The organism is Streptomyces sp. NPDC003042 (genome assembly GCF_053591315.1).
On record NZ_JBSFTP010000022.1, the window covers coordinates 57,947 to 77,748 of the forward strand.

17 protein-coding genes are annotated in these 19,802 nt (G+C 72.0%); 5 read left to right on the forward strand and 12 right to left on the reverse strand.

Annotated elements, in window-relative coordinates:
• Positions 1–7: 7 nt before the first annotated feature.
• Both ACWDYJ_RS14460 and ACWDYJ_RS14465 read right to left on the reverse strand, forming a co-directional pair.
• Positions 8–1,636 (reverse strand): alpha/beta hydrolase, encoded by a 1,629-nt coding sequence (locus tag ACWDYJ_RS14460; protein WP_451565845.1) that lies wholly within the window; start codon positions 1,634–1,636, stop codon positions 8–10.
• Between the two features lie 189 nt (positions 1,637–1,825).
• The gene (locus ACWDYJ_RS14465; RefSeq protein ID WP_451565846.1) at positions 1,826–2,908 is read right to left on the reverse strand and encodes an enoyl-CoA hydratase/isomerase family protein; all 1,083 of its coding nucleotides are present in this window, start codon (positions 2,906–2,908) and stop codon (positions 1,826–1,828) included.
• A gap of 153 nt (positions 2,909–3,061) precedes the next feature.
• Between ACWDYJ_RS14465 and ACWDYJ_RS14470 the strand changes: the two genes are divergently transcribed.
• The 3 genes from ACWDYJ_RS14470 (at position 3,062) to ACWDYJ_RS14480 (ending at position 5,618) form a co-directional block, all read left to right on the forward strand.
• A complete protein-coding gene (locus ACWDYJ_RS14470; RefSeq protein ID WP_451565847.1) occupies positions 3,062–3,220 on the forward strand; it encodes a DUF6126 family protein in 159 nt (52 codons plus the stop codon).
• 514 nt (positions 3,221–3,734) lie between these two features.
• The gene (locus ACWDYJ_RS14475) at positions 3,735–4,517 is read left to right on the forward strand and encodes an SAM-dependent methyltransferase (RefSeq protein ID WP_451565848.1); all 783 of its coding nucleotides are present in this window, start codon (positions 3,735–3,737) and stop codon (positions 4,515–4,517) included.
• A gap of 3 nt (positions 4,518–4,520) precedes the next feature.
• Positions 4,521–5,618 (forward strand): terpene synthase family protein, encoded by a 1,098-nt coding sequence (locus ACWDYJ_RS14480; protein WP_451565849.1) that lies wholly within the window; start codon positions 4,521–4,523, stop codon positions 5,616–5,618.
• Between the two features lie 61 nt (positions 5,619–5,679).
• Here ACWDYJ_RS14480 and ACWDYJ_RS14485 read toward each other — a convergent pair whose 3' ends face one another.
• The 7 genes from ACWDYJ_RS14485 to ACWDYJ_RS14515 all read right to left on the reverse strand — a co-directional run bounded on the left by ACWDYJ_RS14485 (position 5,680) and on the right by ACWDYJ_RS14515 (position 12,160).
• Positions 5,680–7,095: a cytochrome P450 gene (locus tag ACWDYJ_RS14485; RefSeq protein ID WP_451565850.1), complete on the reverse strand. Its 1,416-nt coding sequence runs from the start codon at positions 7,093–7,095 to the stop codon at positions 5,680–5,682.
• Complete coding sequence (locus ACWDYJ_RS14490; RefSeq protein WP_451565851.1) at positions 7,092–7,712, reverse strand: GTP-binding protein; 621 nt, start codon at positions 7,710–7,712, stop codon at positions 7,092–7,094. The genes ACWDYJ_RS14485 and ACWDYJ_RS14490 overlap by 4 nt, the downstream gene beginning before the upstream one ends.
• On the reverse strand, positions 7,693–8,052 hold the full coding sequence (locus ACWDYJ_RS14495) for a DUF742 domain-containing protein (RefSeq protein ID WP_451565852.1): 360 nt from the start codon (positions 8,050–8,052) through the stop codon (positions 7,693–7,695). Before ACWDYJ_RS14495 ends, ACWDYJ_RS14490 begins: the two co-directional genes overlap by 20 nt.
• Positions 8,049–8,453, reverse strand: coding sequence for a roadblock/LC7 domain-containing protein (locus ACWDYJ_RS14500; RefSeq protein WP_451565853.1), 405 nt, complete (start codon positions 8,451–8,453; stop codon positions 8,049–8,051). Before ACWDYJ_RS14500 ends, ACWDYJ_RS14495 begins: the two co-directional genes overlap by 4 nt.
• A 6-nt stretch (positions 8,454–8,459) precedes the next feature.
• Complete coding sequence (locus ACWDYJ_RS14505) at positions 8,460–10,007, reverse strand: sensor histidine kinase (RefSeq protein ID WP_451565854.1); 1,548 nt, start codon at positions 10,005–10,007, stop codon at positions 8,460–8,462.
• A gap of 203 nt (positions 10,008–10,210) precedes the next feature.
• Positions 10,211–11,776, reverse strand: a complete 1,566-nt coding sequence (locus ACWDYJ_RS14510) for a UDP-N-acetylmuramoyl-L-alanyl-D-glutamate--2,6-diaminopimelate ligase (protein WP_451565855.1) — start codon at positions 11,774–11,776, stop codon at positions 10,211–10,213.
• Positions 11,777–12,022: 246 nt separating this feature from the next.
• Positions 12,023–12,160: a hypothetical protein gene (locus ACWDYJ_RS14515; protein ID WP_451565856.1), complete on the reverse strand. Its 138-nt coding sequence runs from the start codon at positions 12,158–12,160 to the stop codon at positions 12,023–12,025.
• A gap of 243 nt (positions 12,161–12,403) precedes the next feature.
• Between ACWDYJ_RS14515 and ACWDYJ_RS14520 the strand changes: the two genes are divergently transcribed.
• Entirely contained in the window at positions 12,404–15,031 is a 2,628-nt protein-coding gene (locus ACWDYJ_RS14520; RefSeq protein WP_451565857.1) for a SpoIIE family protein phosphatase, read from the forward strand.
• Between the two features lie 134 nt (positions 15,032–15,165).
• Positions 15,166–16,185, forward strand: coding sequence for a serine/threonine-protein kinase (locus ACWDYJ_RS14525; protein WP_451565858.1), 1,020 nt, complete (start codon positions 15,166–15,168; stop codon positions 16,183–16,185).
• Between the two features lie 5 nt (positions 16,186–16,190).
• Here the strand turns inward: ACWDYJ_RS14525 and ACWDYJ_RS14530 are convergent, their stop codons facing one another.
• From ACWDYJ_RS14530 to ACWDYJ_RS14540, 3 genes are all read right to left on the reverse strand, one after another.
• The gene (locus ACWDYJ_RS14530) at positions 16,191–16,421 is read right to left on the reverse strand and encodes a response regulator transcription factor (protein ID WP_451565859.1); all 231 of its coding nucleotides are present in this window, start codon (positions 16,419–16,421) and stop codon (positions 16,191–16,193) included.
• Positions 16,422–16,591: 170 nt separating this feature from the next.
• Positions 16,592–19,027 carry a SpoIIE family protein phosphatase gene (locus ACWDYJ_RS14535; protein ID WP_451565860.1) on the reverse strand — a complete coding sequence of 812 codons (2,436 nt, stop codon included), beginning with the start codon at positions 19,025–19,027 and terminating at the stop codon, positions 16,592–16,594.
• 108 nt (positions 19,028–19,135) lie between these two features.
• Entirely contained in the window at positions 19,136–19,795 is a 660-nt protein-coding gene (locus tag ACWDYJ_RS14540) for a 4'-phosphopantetheinyl transferase family protein (protein ID WP_451565861.1), read from the reverse strand.
• Positions 19,796–19,802: the final 7 nt, after the last annotated feature.

Here is a 19,802-nt window from a genome sequence, read left to right on the forward strand (position 1 = left end):
TGCCGGATCAGAACCCCAGCGGGCCGACCGGGAACGGCAGCGGCGTCGGCGCCGGCAGGGACTCGCGGCGCTCCGCCGTGCCCGGGGCGCTGCGGCAGGTGATGTCCTTCGCGGGCAGCCTGCCCGTGGTCAGGTACGCGCTGACCGGGGCGTTGACACAGGAGTTGGGGTCGGCCAGGTACACGCCGTGCCCCTCGCCACCCTCGGCCAGCACCATCCGCGAGCCCTTGAGCGCGCGGTGCAGGCCCTGGCCGCTGGTGAGCGGGGTCTGCGAGTCCCACTCGTTCTGCACGACCACGACGTTCGCCCGGGTCTTCATGGGCGTCGCCCGCTCCACCGGCCGCGGCCAGAAGGCACACGGCTTGATGTTGGAGGCGAAATCCCCGTACAGGGGATAGGCGGCCTTGTCCCTGGCGGCCTCCCGACCGTACTGCTCCGGATCGCGCGGCCACGCGTCGGTGTCCCCGCACACCACGGCCCACAGGGCGGCCGTGCCGTTGTCCGGGGCGGGCTCGGTCGCGGCGGCCACCTTGCCCGGGCCGGGCACCTCCCCCAGGCCGGGAAGGCTCCCCAGGCCGGGCACGTTCCTGAGACCGGGCAGCTTGCTCAGGTCGGGCACCTGGGGCTGCGGCCTGCCCTCGGCCGCGGCCTTGAGCGCGCTGACGACCGGGGCCGCCTGCGCGGGATAGAAGAACAGCGGGCGCCAGGTGCGGATCTCGTCCCCCGTCCACTTCCGGCCCTCGAACTCGATCGGTTCGCGGTCGGCCCGCGCCACCAGTCCCCAGAAGGTCGCCGACACCGCCTCCGGGGTGGCGCCGAGCCGGTACTCGGCGTCCCGCTCGGCCGTCCACCGTGTCCAGCGGGCGAACGCCGGCTCGGCCTCCGTCGCCCACACCTGGAACATGCCGCGCCAGATGCGCTGCGGGTCGACCCCGCTGTCGAGCACGAAGCGGTCGGTCCTGCCCGGGAACATCTGCGAGTACACCGCGCCCAGGTGGGTCCCGTAGGAGTAGCCCACGTACGAGATCTTCCGCTCGCCCAGGATCTCGCGGATCACGTCCATGTCACGGGCGGTGTTGCGGGTGGTGATGTACGGGAGGACCGAACCGGCCTTCTCCCGGCACTTGTCGGCGACGGTGCGCGCCCAGGCGACGTCCGAGGGGAAGGTCTCGGGCCGGTACGGCCGCTGGGGGTTCTGCTCGGCGTCGGTCAGTCCGCAGCTGATGGGGCTACTCGCTCCGACACCACGCGGGTCGAAGCCGATCAGGTCGTACCGCTCCTTGACCTCCTTCGGCATCGACTCGGCCATGGCGAGCGGCAGATCGAGCCCCGCACCGCCCGGCCCGCCCGGGTTCAGGAGCATGACCCCGTGCCGCGCGGCCCGGTTCTCGCTCTTGATCCGGGATATCGCCAGATCGAGGGTCCGGCCCCGGGGGCGCTGGTAGTCGAGCGGCACCTTGACCGTCGCGCACTCGTACGAGGCCGGCTGCTCGGCGCCGCACCGGTGCCAGGCGGGCTTCTGCCGCAGGTGGTCCGGGGCGGGGGCGGCCGCCGCCTGCGTCGCGGACAGCAGGGGGAGGGAGGTCGCGAGGAGGCCGGCGGCGGCGAGCAGGGGGGCGATGCGTTTCGTGCGCACGAAGGGCCGTTCCTTTCGGAGAGGGGCGGTACCCACCCACCCTGTGGCACCCGGCGGCTGGGCGAATCATCCCTCAGGGCGGCCCTCATGCTCCTCACGAATGAGCGAATATCCGGACAAGTGGCCGACACGCCACGCTGGTTGGCCCACGCTGTCAGCCGTGGCGGACCGCTGTCGCGTCCGCGTCGCTCACCTCGGCGTGTCCTGGAGGGAGCCGGGGCCGGCGAGGCGCAGTTCACGGTCGTCGCCGAGCGGGGCGAAGAAGCGGTCGACGTCCGGGGCGCCGACCTCGACGAGGGAGGCGGGGGACCAGCGCGGGAGGCGGTCCTTGTCGATCACCTGGGCGCGGATGCCCTCCACCAGGTCGGGAGCGGACAGCGCGGCGCAGGACACGCGGTACTCCTGCTCCAGCACCCGCTCCAGCGAGCCCAGTTCGCGGGCACGGCGCAGGGCGGCAAGGGTGACCTTGAGGGAGGTGGGGGACTTGGTCCGCAGGACCGCGGAGGCCTCGCGCGCCGCCGCGAGGCCGTTGCCGAGCAGCCGCGCGTGGATCTCCTCGACGGTGTCGGCGGCGTAGCAGCGGTCGATCCACTCCCGTTCGGCGGCGAGTTCACCGGGCGGCGCGGGGGTGACGGCGTACCGGGCCAGAGCCTCGGGCACGGACCGCTCCGCGAGCTCCCGGGCCAGGGCGGGCAGCTGCTGCGCCGGGACGAAGTGGTCCGCGAGCCCGCACAGCAGCGCGTCGGCCGCGCCGACGGCGATGCCGGTCAGGGCCAGGTGCGTGCCGAGCTCGCCCGGGGCCCGCGACAGCAGGTAGGTGCCGCCGACGTCGGGAACGAAGCCGATGCCCGTCTCCGGCATGGCGACGCGGGAGCGTTCGGTGACGACGCGGACGCTGCCGTGGGCCGAGACGCCGACGCCGCCGCCCATGACGATGCCGTCCATGAGCGCCACATAGGGCTTCGGGTAGCGGGCGATGCGCGCGTTCAGCCGGTACTCGTCCCGCCAGAAGTCCGCCGAGGCGGCGCCGCCGGTGCGGGCGTCCTCGTGGATGGCCCGGATGTCCCCACCCGCGCACAGGCCGCGCTCGCCCGCCCCGGAGATGACGACCGTCTCGACGGCGGGGTCGCGTTCCCAGGCGTCGAGGGCGTCGGCGATGCGGGACACCATGGCGTGGCTGAGCGCGTTGAGGACCTTCGGGCGGTTCAGGGTGAGGTACCCGGCCCGGCCCTCGGTGCGCAGCAGGACGTCTGCGTCGGCGGTGGCCGTCATCGGAGGCTCTCCTTCAGGACGCGGGCGACAACGAGCCGCATGATCTCGGTGCTCCCTTCCAGGAACGGGTGGACGAGTGATCAAGATAGCCGCGCCCGCGCCGCGGCCGGCCGCGTGCACACTGTACGAGGACATGACGGAGGGAGAGCGGGCGTGACGGACCGGACCGAGGACACGGCCGCCGCGGCGGAGCACGAGAACTGGAAGGAGAGGGGCGTCGCGCTGCGGGCCTTCTTCTACATCTTCGGCACACACGTGTTCGCCGGCTTCGTGTGGCTCCTGTTCTACCTGGGAGAACACGCCCAGAAGTAGGTAGCGGTAACGCCTCGCGGCGTGGATCGGCCGCCGTCACACACCCGCTCGGGACGATGACCCCGGCCCCATGCGCCGAGCGGCCCGAGGGCGCGGTCGAGGGCGGCGCCACCGGCCGTCAAGGCGTTCTCTGTTCAGCGGACCGGGGCCGCGCACCAGAGGGCGTACGAGCGGGCGCTCGCCCCTCTGTCCGCCCCCCCCGCGCCCCGTTCGTGAAACGTTTCTTCATTGTGTGTTCCGCCCTGTGCTGCCCGGGTGGGCTGACGTGGCGCCCGCGAGGTGCCACGATGATCCGTGCTTCAACAGAGTGTCGGGCCCGTGAGCGGCGAGAGCGGCGCCATCGCGTCCCGGCAGCCCAACGCCACGAAAGGGCGGACACCCGATGAGCGTTATACCTTTCGTATCGTCCTTAGCCGGCGGCCAGAGCGTGAGTGCGGGCGACGACGATCAGGTGCGGCTCTATTACAGCCGCAAGACGCAGGACATCCTCCACAAATACGGTCCGGGCCCGCGTGTGCACTTTCACGTAGGACTGTTCGCCGAGGGGTCCCATCCGCACACCACTGTGTCGCAGGACACGCTCAAACAGCGCATCATCGACGCGCAGGAGGCGATCGTCGAACACGCGGCCCGCTCCTGGGGCGCGTACGAGAAACCGCCCCGCCGGGTTCTGGACATCGGCTGCGGTCTCGGCGGCACCTCCCTGTACTGGGCACAGGAGTACGGCAGTTCGGTCACCGGCCTCACCGTCGCGGCGGAACACGTGCCGCTCATCCAACACTTCGCGCAGCGCGCGGGGGTCGGCCGGAGCGTCACCCCTGTGCTGAGAGACGTGCACGACCTGGACGAGACCCACGCGTACGACGCCGCCTACGCCAACGAAAGCAGCGGCTACACCGACCGGACCCGGCTCTTCGAGGTCGTTGCCAAGGCGCTGAAGCCCGGCGGGTGGTTCGGGATCCAGGAGCACTTCGTACGCCGGCCCGAGTGGCGCGAGTTCATCGACGGCTACTACCGGACGCGGCTGGGGACGCGCGAGGAGTACCTGGCCGAAGCGGAGGCGGCCGGCTTCGAACTGGAGCAGGACGAGGACGTCACCGACCGGGTGGCGGAATTCTGGGTGCAGTCGATGGCCTGGAACACGGCCGAACTCGACCGTCTGGAGGCGGGCGGCCCGGAGGCGGCCTGGACACGAGAGCGGCTCGGGGAGTCGACGATCGTGCACAGCAAGCTCTTCCGGATCTGGCGGGACCACGCCATGGAGACACGGCTCCTGCGCTTCCGGATCGGGGGCTGAGGGATGACCGGGACGAAGCGCCCCTCACGCATCGGTGAGGAACTGCCCGCGTTCTACTGCCCCCTGGACCGCGACCTCGTACACCCGGAGGCGAAGAAACTGGAGGCTCGCGCCGTCGAGTGGCTGGACGCCTTCGGCCTCTACCCCGACCCGGTCGAGCGCGCCTGGGGCCTGGCCACCCACAGCGCCGACTTCTCCTGCCGCGTCATCCCCCAGGGAGACGTGGAGCCCCTGCTGCTGTTCATCGAGTGGAACTACTGGGCCAACGCCGTCGACGACTGGCAGGACTCGGGGGACGGCGACGTACGGACGGCCGCCGTCGCCGAACACGGCGTACGGCTGCTGCGGACCATCGAGAACCCCGGCGCGGCCCTGCTGCCGGACGGCCCCATGACCCGCGCGCTCGCCGACCTGGTGAGCCGCACCCACGCCATGCTGACCCCCTACGAGCTGCGCCGGTTCGTCGAGGGGACGCGGGACTGGCTGCTCGGGGCGGCCTGGCAGGCGGCCCGGGCCGAGCGCGGGGCCATGCCGGGGCTGAACGACTTCGCCGCCATGGGACCGCTGGCGAACGGCACCCGCTTCTCCCTGACCTGGTCCGACGTCGCGCGGGGGATCCGGCTGCCGCCGGACGTTCTCCACGCGCCCGCCCTGCAGGCCCTGACCGACGCGGCGGGCTTCGTCGTCAGCGCCGACAACGACCTGTTCTCGTACGACAAGGACGACCACCTGGAGCCGTGGGAGGTCAATCTCGTCAACGTCATCGCCCATCAGGAGGGCTGCCCGCCCGCCGAGGCGGTTCCGCTCGCGGTGGCCCTGCGGGACCGGGTGATGGCCCTGTTCCTCAGGCTGCGGGAGCAGTTGGCGGCCGGGGCCGACGAACCCCTGGCCCGCCATCTGGAGGCGATGGGCCACTACGTGGCGGGCTGCATCGCCTGGCAGAGCCGGGCACCGCGCTACGCCAGCCCGCGCAACCGCCACGAACTGCCGCTTCCCGAGGCCCGGTTCGCGGTCCGGTACACCGATGTGCCCAGCGACGCGGACACGCGGCCGCCGGCGCTGCCCGCCCTCGCCCGCTGGTGGCAGCAGGTGCGGACCTGAGGGACGCCGCGGTGCCCCGCCCGGACCGGCCGGCCGGGGCACCGCGGCGTGGTGCGCCCTCTCAGCGGGCGCCGATGCCGAGCAGTCGGCGCCACCAGCTGGGCCGGCGGCGGGAGACGGCCGCCGCGGGGTAGGGGGCGGGCGCGGGCGCGGCCGCCGGCTGCGGAGGGATCGACGCGTGCGCCGGATGGCCGGAGGGCTGCTCCGGATGCGGGTACGCGTCCTCCAGGGTGCGGGGGGCGAACCGTACCGGCAGCGACAGCAGATGGCGCGACATGAGGGTGCCGCGCCACCGCAGCTCGCTCGCGTCGACGGCGAGCTGGAGGTCGGGCAGGCGGTCCAGCAGCACCTCGATGCCGGTGTCCGCGATGGCGCGGCCGATGTCCTGGCCGGGACACTCGTGCGGCCCGCTGCTGAACGCGAGGTGCGAGCGGTTGCCGCGCACGGGAACGGCGGGGTCGGGGCGGATCTGCGGGTCGACGTTGCCCGCGGCCAGGCCGAGCAGGAGCATGTCGCCGGCTTTCACCTGCCGGCCGCCGAGCACGGTGTCGCCGGTGGCCCAGCGCCCGATGATCGTGTTGATCGGCGGGTCGTCCCAGAGCACCTGTTCCAGCGCGTCGGGCAGGGTCATGTGCCCACCCGAGAGGCTGGCGCGGAAACGACCGTCGGTCAGCACGGTCCGCAGGGTGTTGGCGATCAGGTTCGCGGTGGTCTCGTACGCCGCGATCAGGACGACCCGCAGGTGCATGAGCACCTCGGTGTCGCTCAGGCTCGCGGGGTGCTCCAGCAGCCAGGAGGCGAGGTCGCGGGAGGGTTTGGCCTTCCGCTCCCGGACCAGCTGCTCCAGCGTGGCGGTGACGTAGCGGTCGCTCTCCAGGGCCGTCTCGGTCCCCTGCAACATGTCACGGGCCGCGTTGACCAGCCGGGGGCCGTGCTCGTCGGGCGCTCCGACGAGCTGCGTCATCACCAGCATGGGGAGCTGATCGGAGAAGGCGGACACCAGGTCGGCGTGCCCGTCGGCGGCGATCCGGTCGACGAGCTGGTTGGCGAACCGGGTCACGTAGCGGCGGATGCCGCGCTTGTCGAAGCGCTGCAGTGATTCCACGACGGCTCCGCGCAGCCGCTCGTGGACGGGGCCGTCCGTGAAGTTGCACACCGGAACCCAGGAGACCATCGGGCCCAGCGGGGTGTCGGGAGGTACCCGGCCCTCCTTCATGTCGCGCCAGCCCCGCGGGTCGCGGGCGAACCGCGAAGGGGTGCGCGCCACGTCCAGGTTCTCCCGGTGGCCGAGCACCAGCCAGGCCGGGAGATCCCCGCTGACCAGGACAGGAGCCACCGGGCCGTGTTCGGCTCGCAGTTTCTCGTACAGGCCCATCGGGTCGGCTTCCGCCTCCGGGCCGTGGAGCCGGTACAGGCCGCCCAGCGCTCCCGGAGCGTGGGCCGGGCACTCGGGCGGCGGGGTCGGGTTGGTGCTCACATTGCCTCCGGGGTTGCTGCCTGGGAGTGCAGGTAGCGCATGAGGGTCAGCAGGACGTCGCGGGACGAGTCCCGTCTCCTGGCGTCGCAGACGAGGATCGGGACCGCGGGGGGCAGGTCGAGGGCCTGGCGCAGCTCTTCGACGGGATGCGCGGGCGCGCCGGGGAAGGAGTTGACGGCCACGACGAAGGGCACGCCCCGTTCTTCGAGCCTTCCGATGACGTCGAAGCTGATTTCGAGCCTGCGGGTGTCGAGGAGCACGACCGCGCCGAGCGCGCCCTCGAACAGCCCGCGCCACAGGAACCAGAAGCGCTCCTGGCCTGGCGTGCCGAAGAGGTACAGCACGAGTTCGTCGTTGAGGGTGATGCGGCCGAAGTCCATGGCCACGGTCGTGGTCGTCTTGCGCGCCACGCCGCTGATGTCGTCGACGCCGACGCCCGCCTTGGTCATGGTCTCCTCGGTCGTCAGCGGCCTGATCTCGCTGACCGCGCCGACCATCGTCGTCTTGCCGACACCGAAGCCGCCGACGACGACGACTTTGACGGCGGCCGCCGCCGACTGCGGGAGTATGTCCTCGCTGCGTGGCCCGGCGGGCGGGTCAGAGCTTTTGTAATCCATCGATCACTGCCTCGATCAGAGCAAGGTCGGGAAGCTGGGCGGCGGGGACGGGCGGGCGCACGTGCACGCGTTTCGCGGCCAGCAGGTCTCCCACCAGGACGGTCACCGCGCTCACGGGCAGACCGGCGTACGCGGCGATCTCGGCCACCGACAGCGGTGCCTGGCACATCCGCAGGATCGCGGCGTGCTCGGGCTGCATCTCGGGCCGGGCGGCCGCCTTGGCCACGACCAGGGTCACGAGATCGAGACGGGTGGTCGTGGACGGTCCGCTGCGTCCGCCGGTGATCACGTAGAGCCGCTCGGGGCTGTTGTCCTCCCAGCTTGCGGGCGGCTCGGTCACGCGGGCTGCCCGTCATGTCGGGGCGGGCTGCTCAGGTGCTCTCCCATCCGGGTGACCAGGGCGCGCATCTGGGCGCCCATCAGGCCCGCGTCCACGCCCTCGTCGGCGAGGACCGCCAAGTAGGAGCCGTCGCCCGCGGCCATGAGGTAGAAGAACCCGCCGTCCATCTCGATCACGACCAGGCGCATCCGGCCCTCGGAGTGGGGCAGTTCCGCGGCCACCGCTCCGGCCAGGCTCTGCAGGCCCGCACAGGCCGCCGCCAGGCGGTCGGCGGTGTCGGTCTCGGCTCCGAACTGCGCCACGCACAGCCCGTCCGCGGACAGTACGATCACGTGCCGCGTCTGCGGCACTCCGGCGGCCAGATCCTTGAGCATCCAGTCCATGCTGCTTCGCTGAGTCATCACTGCTTAAGTCCCCTTGGTCGCTGAGCCCGACGCGTCCTCGCCGCCCTGGCCGTCCTGGCCGGACGTGCCGGACAGGCCGCTGTGGAAGGCCTCCAGCCACAGGCCGGGGGCCGCGGCCCCCGCGGTCTGCGGCGCGGCGGCGGGCGGGGCGTCGGGGGTGGTGGCACGGTCCTTCCGGCGCCGCTGCGGCAGACCGGTGGCGGTGCGTTCGGTGACCCGTACGTCGTCGTCCCCGACGAAGGACCCGGACCCCGGCCCGGATCCGGGCTCCGACGCCGGCGCGGGCACGGACGGGCGGACCGACAAGTGGTCCACGGGGTGCTGGCGCGGAGAGGGGGCCACGGCCCTCGGACCCGAGGAGGCGCCGATGCCGTGGGCGAGTGCGCTCGCGGCCGAGCTGGTGGTGATCAGCTCCTGGGGGACGATGACCACCGCCCGGACCCCGCCGTACGCGGAGGAGCGCAGGGAGACCTGGAACCCGTACGACTGCGCCAGGCGGCCGACCACCGCGAGGCCGAGCCTCGGTGTCTCGCCCAGGTCGTTGAGGTCGATGCCGGACTGGGCCCGGGCGAGCATCTGCTCGGCCCGTTTGCGGGCCTCCTCGCTCATGTTCACCCCGCCGTCCTCGATCTCCACGGCGATGCCCGACTGCACCTCGACGGCCGTCAGGTGGACGCGGGTGTGCGGCGGCGAGTAGCGGGTGGCGTTGTCCAGCAGCTCGGCCAGTGCGTGGATCAGCGGCTCGACCACGGGGCCGATGACGGCGACCTCGGAGACCGAGTGGAGTTCCACCCGCTGGTAGTCGATGATCCTCGACATCGCGCCGCGCAGGACGCTGTACAGGGTGACGGCCCTGCTCCACTGGCGGCCGGGGCGGGCCCCGCCCAGCACCGAGATCGAGTCGGCGAGCCGCCCCACCAGGGCGGTGCCGTGGTCCAGGCGCAGCAGGTCGCCGAACACGTCCGGATTGTGTCCGTGGCGGTCTTCCATCTCGCGCATTTCCTGCGCCTGCTGATGGACGATCGCCTGAACGCGGCGGGCGATGTTCACGAACGCCCGCTGCGCCGAGTCACGCAGGTTCTCCTCGGCGTCGACCGCGTCGACGACGCGGGCCAGCACGCTCTGCAGAGCAGCCCTGAACTGCGGTGTCAGGGCCGGGTCGTTGCCCCATCGGTTGCCGTGTCCGCCGCGCCCTCCCAGGGAGGTCAGCACCTCTTCGGGCAACTCGCCCTTGCGCAGGCGTTCGATGGCCTCGGTCAGCACCACCTCGGAAAGACGTACGGTCTCGACTTCCTGCCGGGACAGGGCGTAGTGGAGAGCGGCGACCTGGTTCTGCCGGGCCGCCACAGCCCGGCCGCGCCGCATCGCCTCGGCGAGGGCCGCGGCGGTGCAGGCGGCCCCGACGGCGACCGCGAGGACGCGGGCCTGCTCCGAGGGGGAAGCCAGGCCTGCGACCAGGCAAACAGCGGCGAGCGCCGCGATCGCGGGCAGGAGCCAGTTTATTCCCGTCTCCCGGCGGGAGGCTTTGGGTGGAAAGTTCTCTTGCGCCATCAAGTTCCTCGAACCATCGAAAGAGGGGATCTTATGACCGGTGGCCGGGAGCATAATGGCGGCCAACTCGTAGAGTCGGCACTTTCGTTGGGGTTCATCGGACCGAGGGACGGATCACGCCTTCCAGGCGTACAGGCGCTCGATATGCGGTAGTGGGATCCGGGTCGGCCGCCGCGGCCGGCGAGGGCCGCGGCGGCTCGCCGCTACGAACCGATCGCGGCGGCGGGCGCGGCGGCGGTGTGGGACCGGACGGCGCGGGACCGGACGGTGTGGGACCGGGCGGACGCCTGTTCCAGGGCGAGTTCCCGCACGGTGGCCATGTCGCTGAAGGGGAGCAGCTCCTCGCCGACGATCTGGTGCGGCTCGCTGCCCTTGCCGGCGATCAGGACGATGTCCTCGGGGCCCGCCGCGGACAGGGCGAAGGCGATCGCCTCGCGGCGGTCGGCGAGCCGCTCGAACGGCGTGCCGGTCTCGACGAGGCCCGGGGCGATCTGGTCCAGGATGGCCTGCGGGTCCTCGTTGCGAGGGTTGTCCGAGGTGAGGACGCACAGGTCGGAGTGGGTCCCGGCGATCCTGCCCATGTCGGCCCGCTTCGTGGTGTCGCGGTCGCCGCCGCAGCCGAAGACGGTGATCACCCGGCCGCGCGCGTAGCCGCGGATGGTGGTCAGGACCTTGTTCAGGGAGTCCGGGGAATGGGCGTAGTCCACGATCACGGAGGTGCCACCCGGGGCCTCGAAGCGTTCGAACCGGCCGGGAACGGGCGGCATCCGGTCGAGCGCGGCGACGAGCGCGCCCAGATCGTGTCCCAGGACGTGGCAGGCGGCCAGGGTGGCGAGCGCGTTGGCCACCGAGAACCGGCCCGGGACCGGGATCGACGCCGGATACGTGCGCCCGCCGTGGTGGAGGGTGAACCGCGTGCCGGAGGCGGTCACGGTGAGGTCGGTCGCCCGGTAGTCCGCCGGCACGTCAAGGGCGTACGTGGTCACCGCGCCCGGCATCATCGCCACGATCCCGGCGCCCACCGGGTCGTCGGCATTGACCACCGCGCGCCGGCACAGGCCCTGGAAGAGGCGGAGCTTGGCGTCCCGGTAGTTCGCCATCGTTCCGTGGTCGTCCAGGTGATCCTGCGTCAGATTGGTGAACACCCCGACGTCGATGAACGTACGGTCCACCCGGTGTGTCAGCAGTCCCATGGAGGTGGCCTCCAGCACCACGCTGCCGGTCCCGCGGTCGCGCATGCATCCCAGCAGGTACTGGAGGTCCGGCGACTCCGGCGTCGTGAGCACCGACCGCGGCATGGGGATCAGCTCGTCGCCGATCCGGCTGCCGGCCGTCCCGATGACTCCGACCTTCGCGCCCTCGGAGATCCGCAGGGCGGACTCGACCATGTACGAGACCGAGGTCTTGCCGTTGGTGCCGGTGATCGCCACCATGTCCATCTGCCGCCCCGGCTCGCCGAAGTAGCGGGAGGCCACGATCGCGGCAGCCCTGCGGGTGTCCGGCACCCGCACGGCACACACGCCCGGCGGCCACACCAGCGCCGGAAGCGCCGGCTGACTCCCGTCGACGAGTACGGCGGCGGCTCCGCGGGCGAGCGCGGGCGATACGGACCCGGGCCCGCCCTCCCGGTGTCCGGGCACGGCGATGAACAGGGAACCCGGCGTCACCCGGTCCACGTCGAAGGTCGTCCCCGCGGTGATCACGGTCCTGCTCGGGTCACCCTGGAGTACGTGGTGCTCCTGGCCGGCCAGCAACTCGCTCAGCTTCACAATGATCCCTTCGAGGTGGCCCGGCCCGGTCGTGCGGCCGTAGCCAGGCGGCAGCGCCGGCGGAGTGCCGGGATGCTGCTGTGGTGCTGTGGTGCTGTGGTGCTGTGGTGCTGTGGTGCTGCGGTGATGCGGTGATGCGGTGATGCGGAGCGCGGACGGAGACCGCCCGGCGAGAGCCGGACGAGGCGGCTCAGCCCGGGGAGGGGCCCGGCGCGCGGCGTGGAGGAGCGGCGCGCCGGGGGAGAGCTAGCCGTGACCGTGCAGCGCGATACGGCGGGTCCGGGGCGGCTCGACGTCAGCCGCGGTGGCCGGATCGACAACGGCCGGGCGCAGTTCGGAGGCGGCCTTCTGCAGGCACTGCCTCGTCGAACTCGTGCGACCCATGAACGGAGTGTATGGCCGTTTTGCCGCCCCGCCGCCCACATCGACGCCGCCCCCGGCCGCCCCGAACCGGCGAGGCCCAGCCTCCGTCCGGGAAGCGTAGTGCGCGTATCCGGAGCCATGGACGCCCGGAAGTGCTACAACTGGGTTCGTGACCACTCCTCGCCACCCGTGCCGGGCCCGTCGGTGCGGTCACCCCTAGGCAGCAGGTTCAGAAGCGTCGCCGGACAGGTATTCGTCCTTCAGGTGGCGATCGTGGTGTTGCTCGCCGCCGGCGCTCTGCTGGCCCTGGTGCTCCAGTCGCAGCACGACACCGACCGGGAGGCACGCAACCGGTCGGTGGCCGTCGCCGAGACCTTCGCCCACTCCCTCGGTCTGCGGGAAACGCTGCGGACGTCCGATCCGTCCGCCATCCTGCAACCCCTCGCCGAGAAGACGCGCAAGGCCGCCGGAGTCGACTTCATCGTGGTGATGGACACCAACGGCATCCGGTACAGCCATCCCCAGCCGGACCGCATCGGAGAACGGTTCGTCGGCACGATCGAGCCCTCGCTCGCGGGGCGGGTCCACATCGAGAGTGTCCGGGGTCCGCTCGGCAAGGAGATCCAGGCGGTGGTGCCGGTCACCTCGGCCGACGGCCGGGTCGTCGCACTCGTGTCGGCGGGCCTGACGGTGGAGAACGTGACCGGTGTCGTCGACCGCCAGCTTCCGGTCATCCTCGTGGCCATCGGGACCGGCCTGGCCCTGGCCACCGCGGGCACGGCGCTGATCAGCCGGCGGCTGCGCCGTCAGACCCACGGGCTCGGCACGCAGGAGATGACCCGCATGTACGAGCACCACGACGCGGTGCTCCACGCCGTCCGCGAAGGGGTGCTGATCACCGACGGTGAAGGGCGGCTGCTGCTGGCGAACGACGAGGCCGAACGGCTGCTCGGGCTGCCCGCGGATGCCGAGGGACGGCACATCGGCGACGTACCGGGCCTGGACCGCCGGATGGCGGACCTGCTGCTGTCCGGCCGGGAGGCCACCGACGAGGTGATCGAGGCCGGAGACCGGCTGCTCGTGGTCAACCAGCGGCCCACCCACCCGCGGGGCCGGCGGGAGGGCACGGCGGTCACCATCCGCGACTCCACCGAGATGCGGATCCTGAGCAGCCGGGCGGAGGCGGCCCGCAGACGACTCAAGCTGCTGTACGACGCGGGAGGCGAGATCGGCACCACCCTCGACGTCGTACGGACGGCGGAGGAACTCGCCGCCGTCGTGGTCCCCCGGTTCGCGGACTTCGCCACGGTCGACCTGGCGGATCCGGTACTCGTCGGCGACGAGCCCGGCCCGGGCGCCGACATGCGGCGCACGGCGGTCAGCGGCATCCGCTCCGACCACCCCCTCTACCCCCGCGGCCGGCTGATCGACTTCCTGCCGTCCACCCCTCAGGCGCGGGGTTACGGCACTGGTGAAGCGGAGCTGGTGCCGCACCTGGCCGACGCGTCGGGATGGCACGCCCAGGACCCGCCGCGCGCTCGGGCCATCCTCGACTACGGCATCCACTCGCTCATCGCGGCCCCGCTCAAGGCCCGGGGTGTCGTACTCGGGGTGGTTAACTTCTGGCGGTCGCAGAAGCCGGAGCCCTTCGACGAGGACGACCTGTCGCTGGCCGAGGAACTCGTCGCCCGGGCGGCGGTCAGCATGGACAACGCACGCCGCTACACCCGCGAACACGCCCTCGCCGAGACGCTCCAGCGCAGCCTGCTGCCGCGCGCCCTGCCCGAGCAGAGCGCCGTGGACGTAGCGCACTTCTACCTGCCCGCGCAGTCCGGGGTGGGCGGGGACTGGTTCGACGTGATCCCGTTGCCGGGCAGCCGGGTCGCGCTGGTCGTCGGGGATGTCGTCGGGCACGGCCTGCACGCCGCGGCGACCATGGGCCGGCTGCGCACGGCGGTGCACAACTTCACCTCCCTCGACCTGCCCCCCGGCGAAATCCTGGCCCGTCTGGACGACCTCGTGCAGCGCATCGACCACGACCGGGACGGGGACGAGGCGGACGGCGGCGTACTGGGCGCGACCTGCATCTATGCCGTCTATGACCCGGTGTCCCAGCACTGCACGGTGGCGCGGGCGGGGCATCTTCCGCCCCTGGTGGTCGCTCCCGACGGCACCACGGAGATCCTGGAGCTGCCGGCCGGCCCCCCGCTGGGGCTGGGGGGCATGCCCTTCGAGAACGCGGAGCTGTACCTGCCGGAAGGCAGCCAGCTCGTCCTGTACACGGATGGGTTGGTCGAGGAGCGGACCCGGGACATCGGCGAGGGGCTGGAACTGCTGCGCGCGGCGCTGAGCCATCCCGACCGGGACCCGCACGAGAGCTGCCGGGCCGTGCTCGACATCCTGCTGCCGGCCCGGCCGACGGACGACGTGGCGCTGCTCATCGCGCGGACGCGGACCCTCGACCGCAACCGCGTCGTGCAGTGGGACGTGCCGTTCGAGCCGAGCGCGGTCGGCGCCACGCGGAACGTCGCGGCGAAGAAACTCGACGAGTGGGGCCTGCCGGAACTCGACTTCGCCACGGAACTGATCCTCAGCGAGCTGGTCACGAACGCCATGCGGCACGGCAGCGCGCCGGTGCGGGTACGGCTGCTGTACGACCGCACTTTGACGTGTGAGGTGTGGGACAGCAGCAGCACCGCCCCGCACCTGCGGTACGCCGCCACCACGGACGAGGGAGGGCGTGGACTGTTCCTGGTGGCGCAGCTCAGCGAGCGCTGGGGCACCCGGTACACACGTGAAGGCAAGGTCATCTGGGCCGAACTGGAACTGCCCGGTTCCCCGGGCCGCCCCGAACCCGACCTCGCCGCCTTCCTGGACGCGGAACCCCTCTGAGCCCAAAACGGGCACTCGTGTGGATCACTGGATAGACTTTCAAGTCGAGCGATGTCGTCCGTTGGGCGACGCGCCAGCGAGGACGGGGTCGGCATGATCGGCACCTTCGCCCACGGGCACCGCGGGGACGGCTGATGGGCACGGCATCGAACCTGAGCCAGTACACGGGCCGGGCCTCCGGCCTGATCGGGAAGCAGATCGCCGGCTACCGGGTCGAGCGCATGATCGGCCGCGGTGGCATGGCCGTCGTCTACTGTGCGAAGGACCTGCGCCTGGACCGCACGGTCGCGCTCAAGCTGATCGCCCCGGAGCGCGCCCGCGACGACACCTTCCGACGCCGCTTCACCCACGAATCGCGGGTGGCCGCGAAGATCGACCACCCGCACATCGTGCCCATCTTCGAAGCCGGTGAGATCGACGGCGTCCTGTACATCGCCATGCGTTACGTCGCCGGTCCGGACCTGCGGGCCCTGCTGGACCGGGAGGGCCCGCTCCCCGTCGCGACCGCCCTGCGCATCGCCGCTCAGGTGGCATCCGCACTCGACGCGGCCCATGAGCACGATCTGGTGCACCGGGACGTCAAGCCCGGCAACATCCTGGTCGCCGAGGGCACCGACAGCGACCACCCCGAACACGTCTATCTCACGGACTTCGGACTGACGAAGAAGTCGCTGTCGCTCACCGGGTTCACCGCTGCGGGCGAGTTCGTCGGCACGCTCGACTACATGGCGCCGGAACAGATTTCCGGCCGGCCGGTGGACGGCAGATGCGATCTCTACAGCCTCGCCTGTGTCGTCTACGAATCCCTCGCCGGCGGGCCGCCCTTCGATCCCGACGAGGACGTGGCGCGGCTGCTGTGGGCCCACCAGTACGACCAGCCGCCTCCTCTGAGCGAGAGGCGGCCCGGGATCGCGCCCGCCGCCGACGAGGTCCTGGCGAAGGCCCTGGCGAAGGCCCCCGAGGACCGTTACGGCTCGTGCCTGGAATTCGTGGCGGCCCTACGCGCGGCCACCGGCGGCGGCGTCGGCAAGCGCGCCGATCCGCCGTCCCCGGTGGATCCCCAGCCTCGCGGGGTTTCGGAGAACCCCGCGCCGCCACCGGAGCCTCCGGACTGGGCCCAGCCGGTCTTCGGCGGCCCGCCCGGCGGTCCGTAGAGGCGTCACAGCCCCATGGAGATGGCCAGTCGGGTCAGTTCCGCCGTGCTGTTGATGCCCAGCTTGGCCCGGATGCGGCGCAGATAGGCGTCGACCGTGTGCTTGGAGAGCCCCATGTGCCGGGCCGTCTGCAGGTAGGTGCGCCCTGCGGCGATGTGTCGCAGTGCCTCCTGCTCACGCGGGGCCAGTGCGGGTGCGGGGGCTTCGGCGTACGGCATGGTGAGTGTGAGGCTCATGGGATTCCCTCCGACGAATCGGCTCGGTCATCAGTGCTCACGCCCTCGGAAGCAGGGGACATATACCTGAATGTCGGTGTTTGTCCCTGCTGAAAAGCTTGTCCGCGCGATTTCATGAACGTGTCCGCCGACTGTCACAGGCGTGTCACGGGGAACCGTGCTCGGCGTCCTCAGTACTCGACGAGGGACTGCTCGGCCCAGATGGTCTTGCCGACGGGGGCGTGCCGGGTGCCCCAGCGCTGGGCAAGCTGGGCGATCAGCAGCAGGCCCCGCCCTCCCTCGTCGAAGATGCGGGCGCGCCGCATGTGCGGGGCGGTACTGCTCGCGTCGGAGACCTCGCAGATCAGGGTGGTGCTCTCGTGAATCAGCCGTAGCTGGATGGGCGGCTGGCCGTAGCGGATGGCATTGGTGACCAATTCGCTGACCAGGAGCTCGCTGACGAAGGAGGCCTCCTCGAGCCCCCAGGCCGCCAGCTGGTCGGTGGTCTTGCGACGGGCATGGGCGACGACGGAGGGGTCGGAGGGCAGGTCCCAGACGACGACCCGGTCGGCATGGAGGGCCCGGGTCCGGGCGACGAGCAGGGCGACGTCGTCATCGGGAGGGTGGGCCAACAGGGCTGTCAGGATGCGGTCGCAGACCGTGTCCAGGGCGGCAGCGGGACGGGCGAGGGCCGCGAACATGTTGTCCAGGGCCTCGTCGATGTCGTGGTCGCGGGCTTGCAGCAGACCATCGGTGTACAGGGCGAGGATGCTGCCCTCGGGAAGCTCGACCTCGACGGTCTCGAAGGGCAGGCCCCCCAGGCCGAGCGGCGGGCCGGCCGGGACCTCGAGCAGGTACACGGAGCCTTCCGGGGAGACCACGGCGGGCGGGGGGTGGCCGGCCCGCGCGACGGTGCAGCGGCGGGTGACCGGGTCGTAGACCACGTACAAGCAGGTGGTGCCGATGCCCCCGGCGGCTTCCCCCACGGCTTCCCGGTCGGTCTCGTCGGCGGACAGGTGGATGATGAGGTCGTCGAGGTGGGTGAGCAGCTCGTCGGGCGGCAGGTCGACGTCGGCCAGGGTACGTACCGCGGTGCGCAGTCGGCCCATGGTGGCGGCGGCGCGCATGCCATGGCCGACGACATCGCCCACGACCAGGGCCACCCGTGCGCCGGACAGCGGGATCACGTCGAACCAGTCGCCGCCCACGCCGGCCTCCGAACCGGCGGGCAGGTAGCGGGCGGCGATCTCGAGAGCCGTCTGATCGGGCAGCGTCTGCGGGAGCAGGCTGCGCTGCAGCGTCATGGTGCTGGTGTGCTCGCGGGCGTGTCGGCGGGTGTTGTGGATGCTGACGGCCGCTCTGGTCGTGAGCTCCTCGGCCAGCCACAGGTCCTCCGGCTGGAAGGGCTCCCGGCGCTGGTGACGGCTGAAGACGGCCAAGCCCAGCGTGATACCGCCGGCACGCAGCGGCACCATCATCATCGAATGGGCACCGTACGCGCTGATCCAGGCGGCCCCGGGGTCCTCGGTCATCCAGCGGGCGACGGTCGGGTCGGTTGTCACGTACACGGCGCTACGGTCCGCGGCCAGACACTCGGCGTGAGGTGACAGCGGCGGATAGACGGTCGTCTCCCCCACCGCGACCGGGGACTCCGGGCTTCCTTCGAGGACCGACCGCACAGCGCTACGACGCACGGTGACCGGCCCGGCCAGTGGGCCCGAGGACGGCTCGTCGCCGCGCGGGGCAGGCTCGAGCAGGTCGACGACCGCCAAGTCGGCGAACCGGGGAACGGCGACATCGGCCAGCTCCTGCGCGGTGCGCGTGCTGTCCGTGGTGGTGCCGATGCGGGCACCGGCGACGTCCGGCAGGAGCAGCTGCTGCCGGTCACCCTCGGTCTTGCTTCTCTCGTGCGCGGCCAGGCACACGGCGCGCACCCGGCCGTCCGCGTCCCGCAAGGGGGCCAGCGAGGTCGCCCAGCCGAGTTCCGTGCTCGCACCCGGGGGGCGGACGAAGGCATCCACGTACTGCGCCTCACCGGTCTCCAACGCCAGGCGCATCCTGCGCTCGGTCTCGTCGCTCACGGGATCCGGTGCGATCTCCGGCAGACGCAGCCCGCGCATCTCGGCCTCCGTGAGGGACAGCACGCGCTCCACGCCGGCATTCGCCCGCACCAGCCGCAGGTCCGCATCGAAGATCGCCAGGAAGCAGGGGGACTGGGTGAACACCCATTCACCCAGCGGTCCGTCCCAGGCCGTGCGGGGCTCGCCCGCCACGGCGGACACCACGAACCACTTGGTGATCCCGCCGCTGGACGTCCAGCGGTGCGCGAGCAGTCCCAGTTCCATCCGGTGGCCGTCCCGGTGCCGCAGCGCCACCGTGCCGCTCCACCGCTCCTGCCCGCGCGGGAGCGCCCGCACCGAATCGCCGGCGCCGTCGGCGAGCAGGCGTACAGCGGGCATCCCCACGACCTCGGAGGGCACGTAGCCGAGCAGCCGATGGGCATCCTCACTCCACTCGGTCACGATGCCCTGCTCGCTGATGGTGGCCGTGGCCGTGTACGCCGGCTCATGGGAGGAGGCGCTCGTCTCCTGCGGCCGCTCACCAGGAGAGGTGGGAAGTTGCTCCATCGCCGCTCATCTCGCCCTCGCTAGGTCCTGCACGGCCAGGGGTTCCTCTGACAAGCATGATCCGGCAGGACAAGGAGCACCAACGCAGTGCCGCCACGGGGAGGGGGCTCAGCCGGCCGGACCCGAGGGGTGCGCGAGGACCAGGGCGAGGACCGCACCTCCCGTCTGCCACACCATCGCGCGGCGCCGTCCGCCGAGTACCGGCGGCCGGAGGCCGAGGATCACGATGCGGCGGGCGGCGTCGCCGAAGATACCGCTGCGGCCGGCCTTGACCGCGGCTTCCTTCAGCGCCCAGGCGCCGGCCATGGCCTCGGGCCGGTCCGTACCGATGAGGGAGAGCTCCTCGGGAGAGAGGATGTGCTCCGCGACACGGCGTACCACGGGGGCCGAGACGGTCTCGCACAGGTCCACTCCGACCGGTTGCGGTGCGAGGGCTGCCGCGACGTGGCGGGCTGTGTGGCTGATGGAGACGTTCACGGCGGGCATCGGGCTGCCGCCGACGACGACGTAGGGGCTGCCGTCGTCACGCGGGAGGATCTCCACGTCGTCCGCCGGCGCGGCGACGGCTTCGCTGACCAGGCGCTTGGCGAGCAGCCGGCCGGCCACCCACTCGGCCTGCCGCCAGGCCGGCAGCGCGTGGACCACGCGCTGTTCGGCCGGTGAGAGGAGCGGTGCCCCGGAGAGGTCGGGGCGCCGGGCCACGAGGAGGCGGGCCCCGCCCCATCGGTGGATGCGGCCCGGCGCGATCGATGGGAAGGCGGTGTGCATGGCGTCG

Bases quoted from the DNA above. Each gene is read 5' to 3' on its own strand.
- ACWDYJ_RS14465 (WP_451565846.1), bottom strand. From the start codon at position 2,908: ATGACGGCCACCGCCGACGCAGACGTCCTGCTGCGCACCGAGGGCCGG.
- ACWDYJ_RS14480 (WP_451565849.1), top strand. From the start codon at position 4,521: ATGACCGGGACGAAGCGCCCCTCACGCATCGGTGAGGAACTGCCCGCG.
- ACWDYJ_RS14490 (WP_451565851.1), bottom strand. From the start codon at position 7,712: ATGGATTACAAAAGCTCTGACCCGCCCGCCGGGCCACGCAGCGAGGAC.
- ACWDYJ_RS14500 (WP_451565853.1), bottom strand. From the start codon at position 8,453: ATGACTCAGCGAAGCAGCATGGACTGGATGCTCAAGGATCTGGCCGCC.
- ACWDYJ_RS14505 (WP_451565854.1), bottom strand. From the start codon at position 10,007: ATGGCGCAAGAGAACTTTCCACCCAAAGCCTCCCGCCGGGAGACGGGA.
- ACWDYJ_RS14515 (WP_451565856.1), bottom strand. From the start codon at position 12,160: ATGGGTCGCACGAGTTCGACGAGGCAGTGCCTGCAGAAGGCCGCCTCC.
- ACWDYJ_RS14525 (WP_451565858.1), top strand. From the start codon at position 15,166: ATGGGCACGGCATCGAACCTGAGCCAGTACACGGGCCGGGCCTCCGGC.
- ACWDYJ_RS14530 (WP_451565859.1), bottom strand. From the start codon at position 16,421: ATGAGCCTCACACTCACCATGCCGTACGCCGAAGCCCCCGCACCCGCA.
- ACWDYJ_RS14535 (WP_451565860.1), bottom strand. From the start codon at position 19,027: ATGGAGCAACTTCCCACCTCTCCTGGTGAGCGGCCGCAGGAGACGAGC.
- ACWDYJ_RS14540 (WP_451565861.1), bottom strand. From the start codon at position 19,795: ATGCACACCGCCTTCCCATCGATCGCGCCGGGCCGCATCCACCGATGG.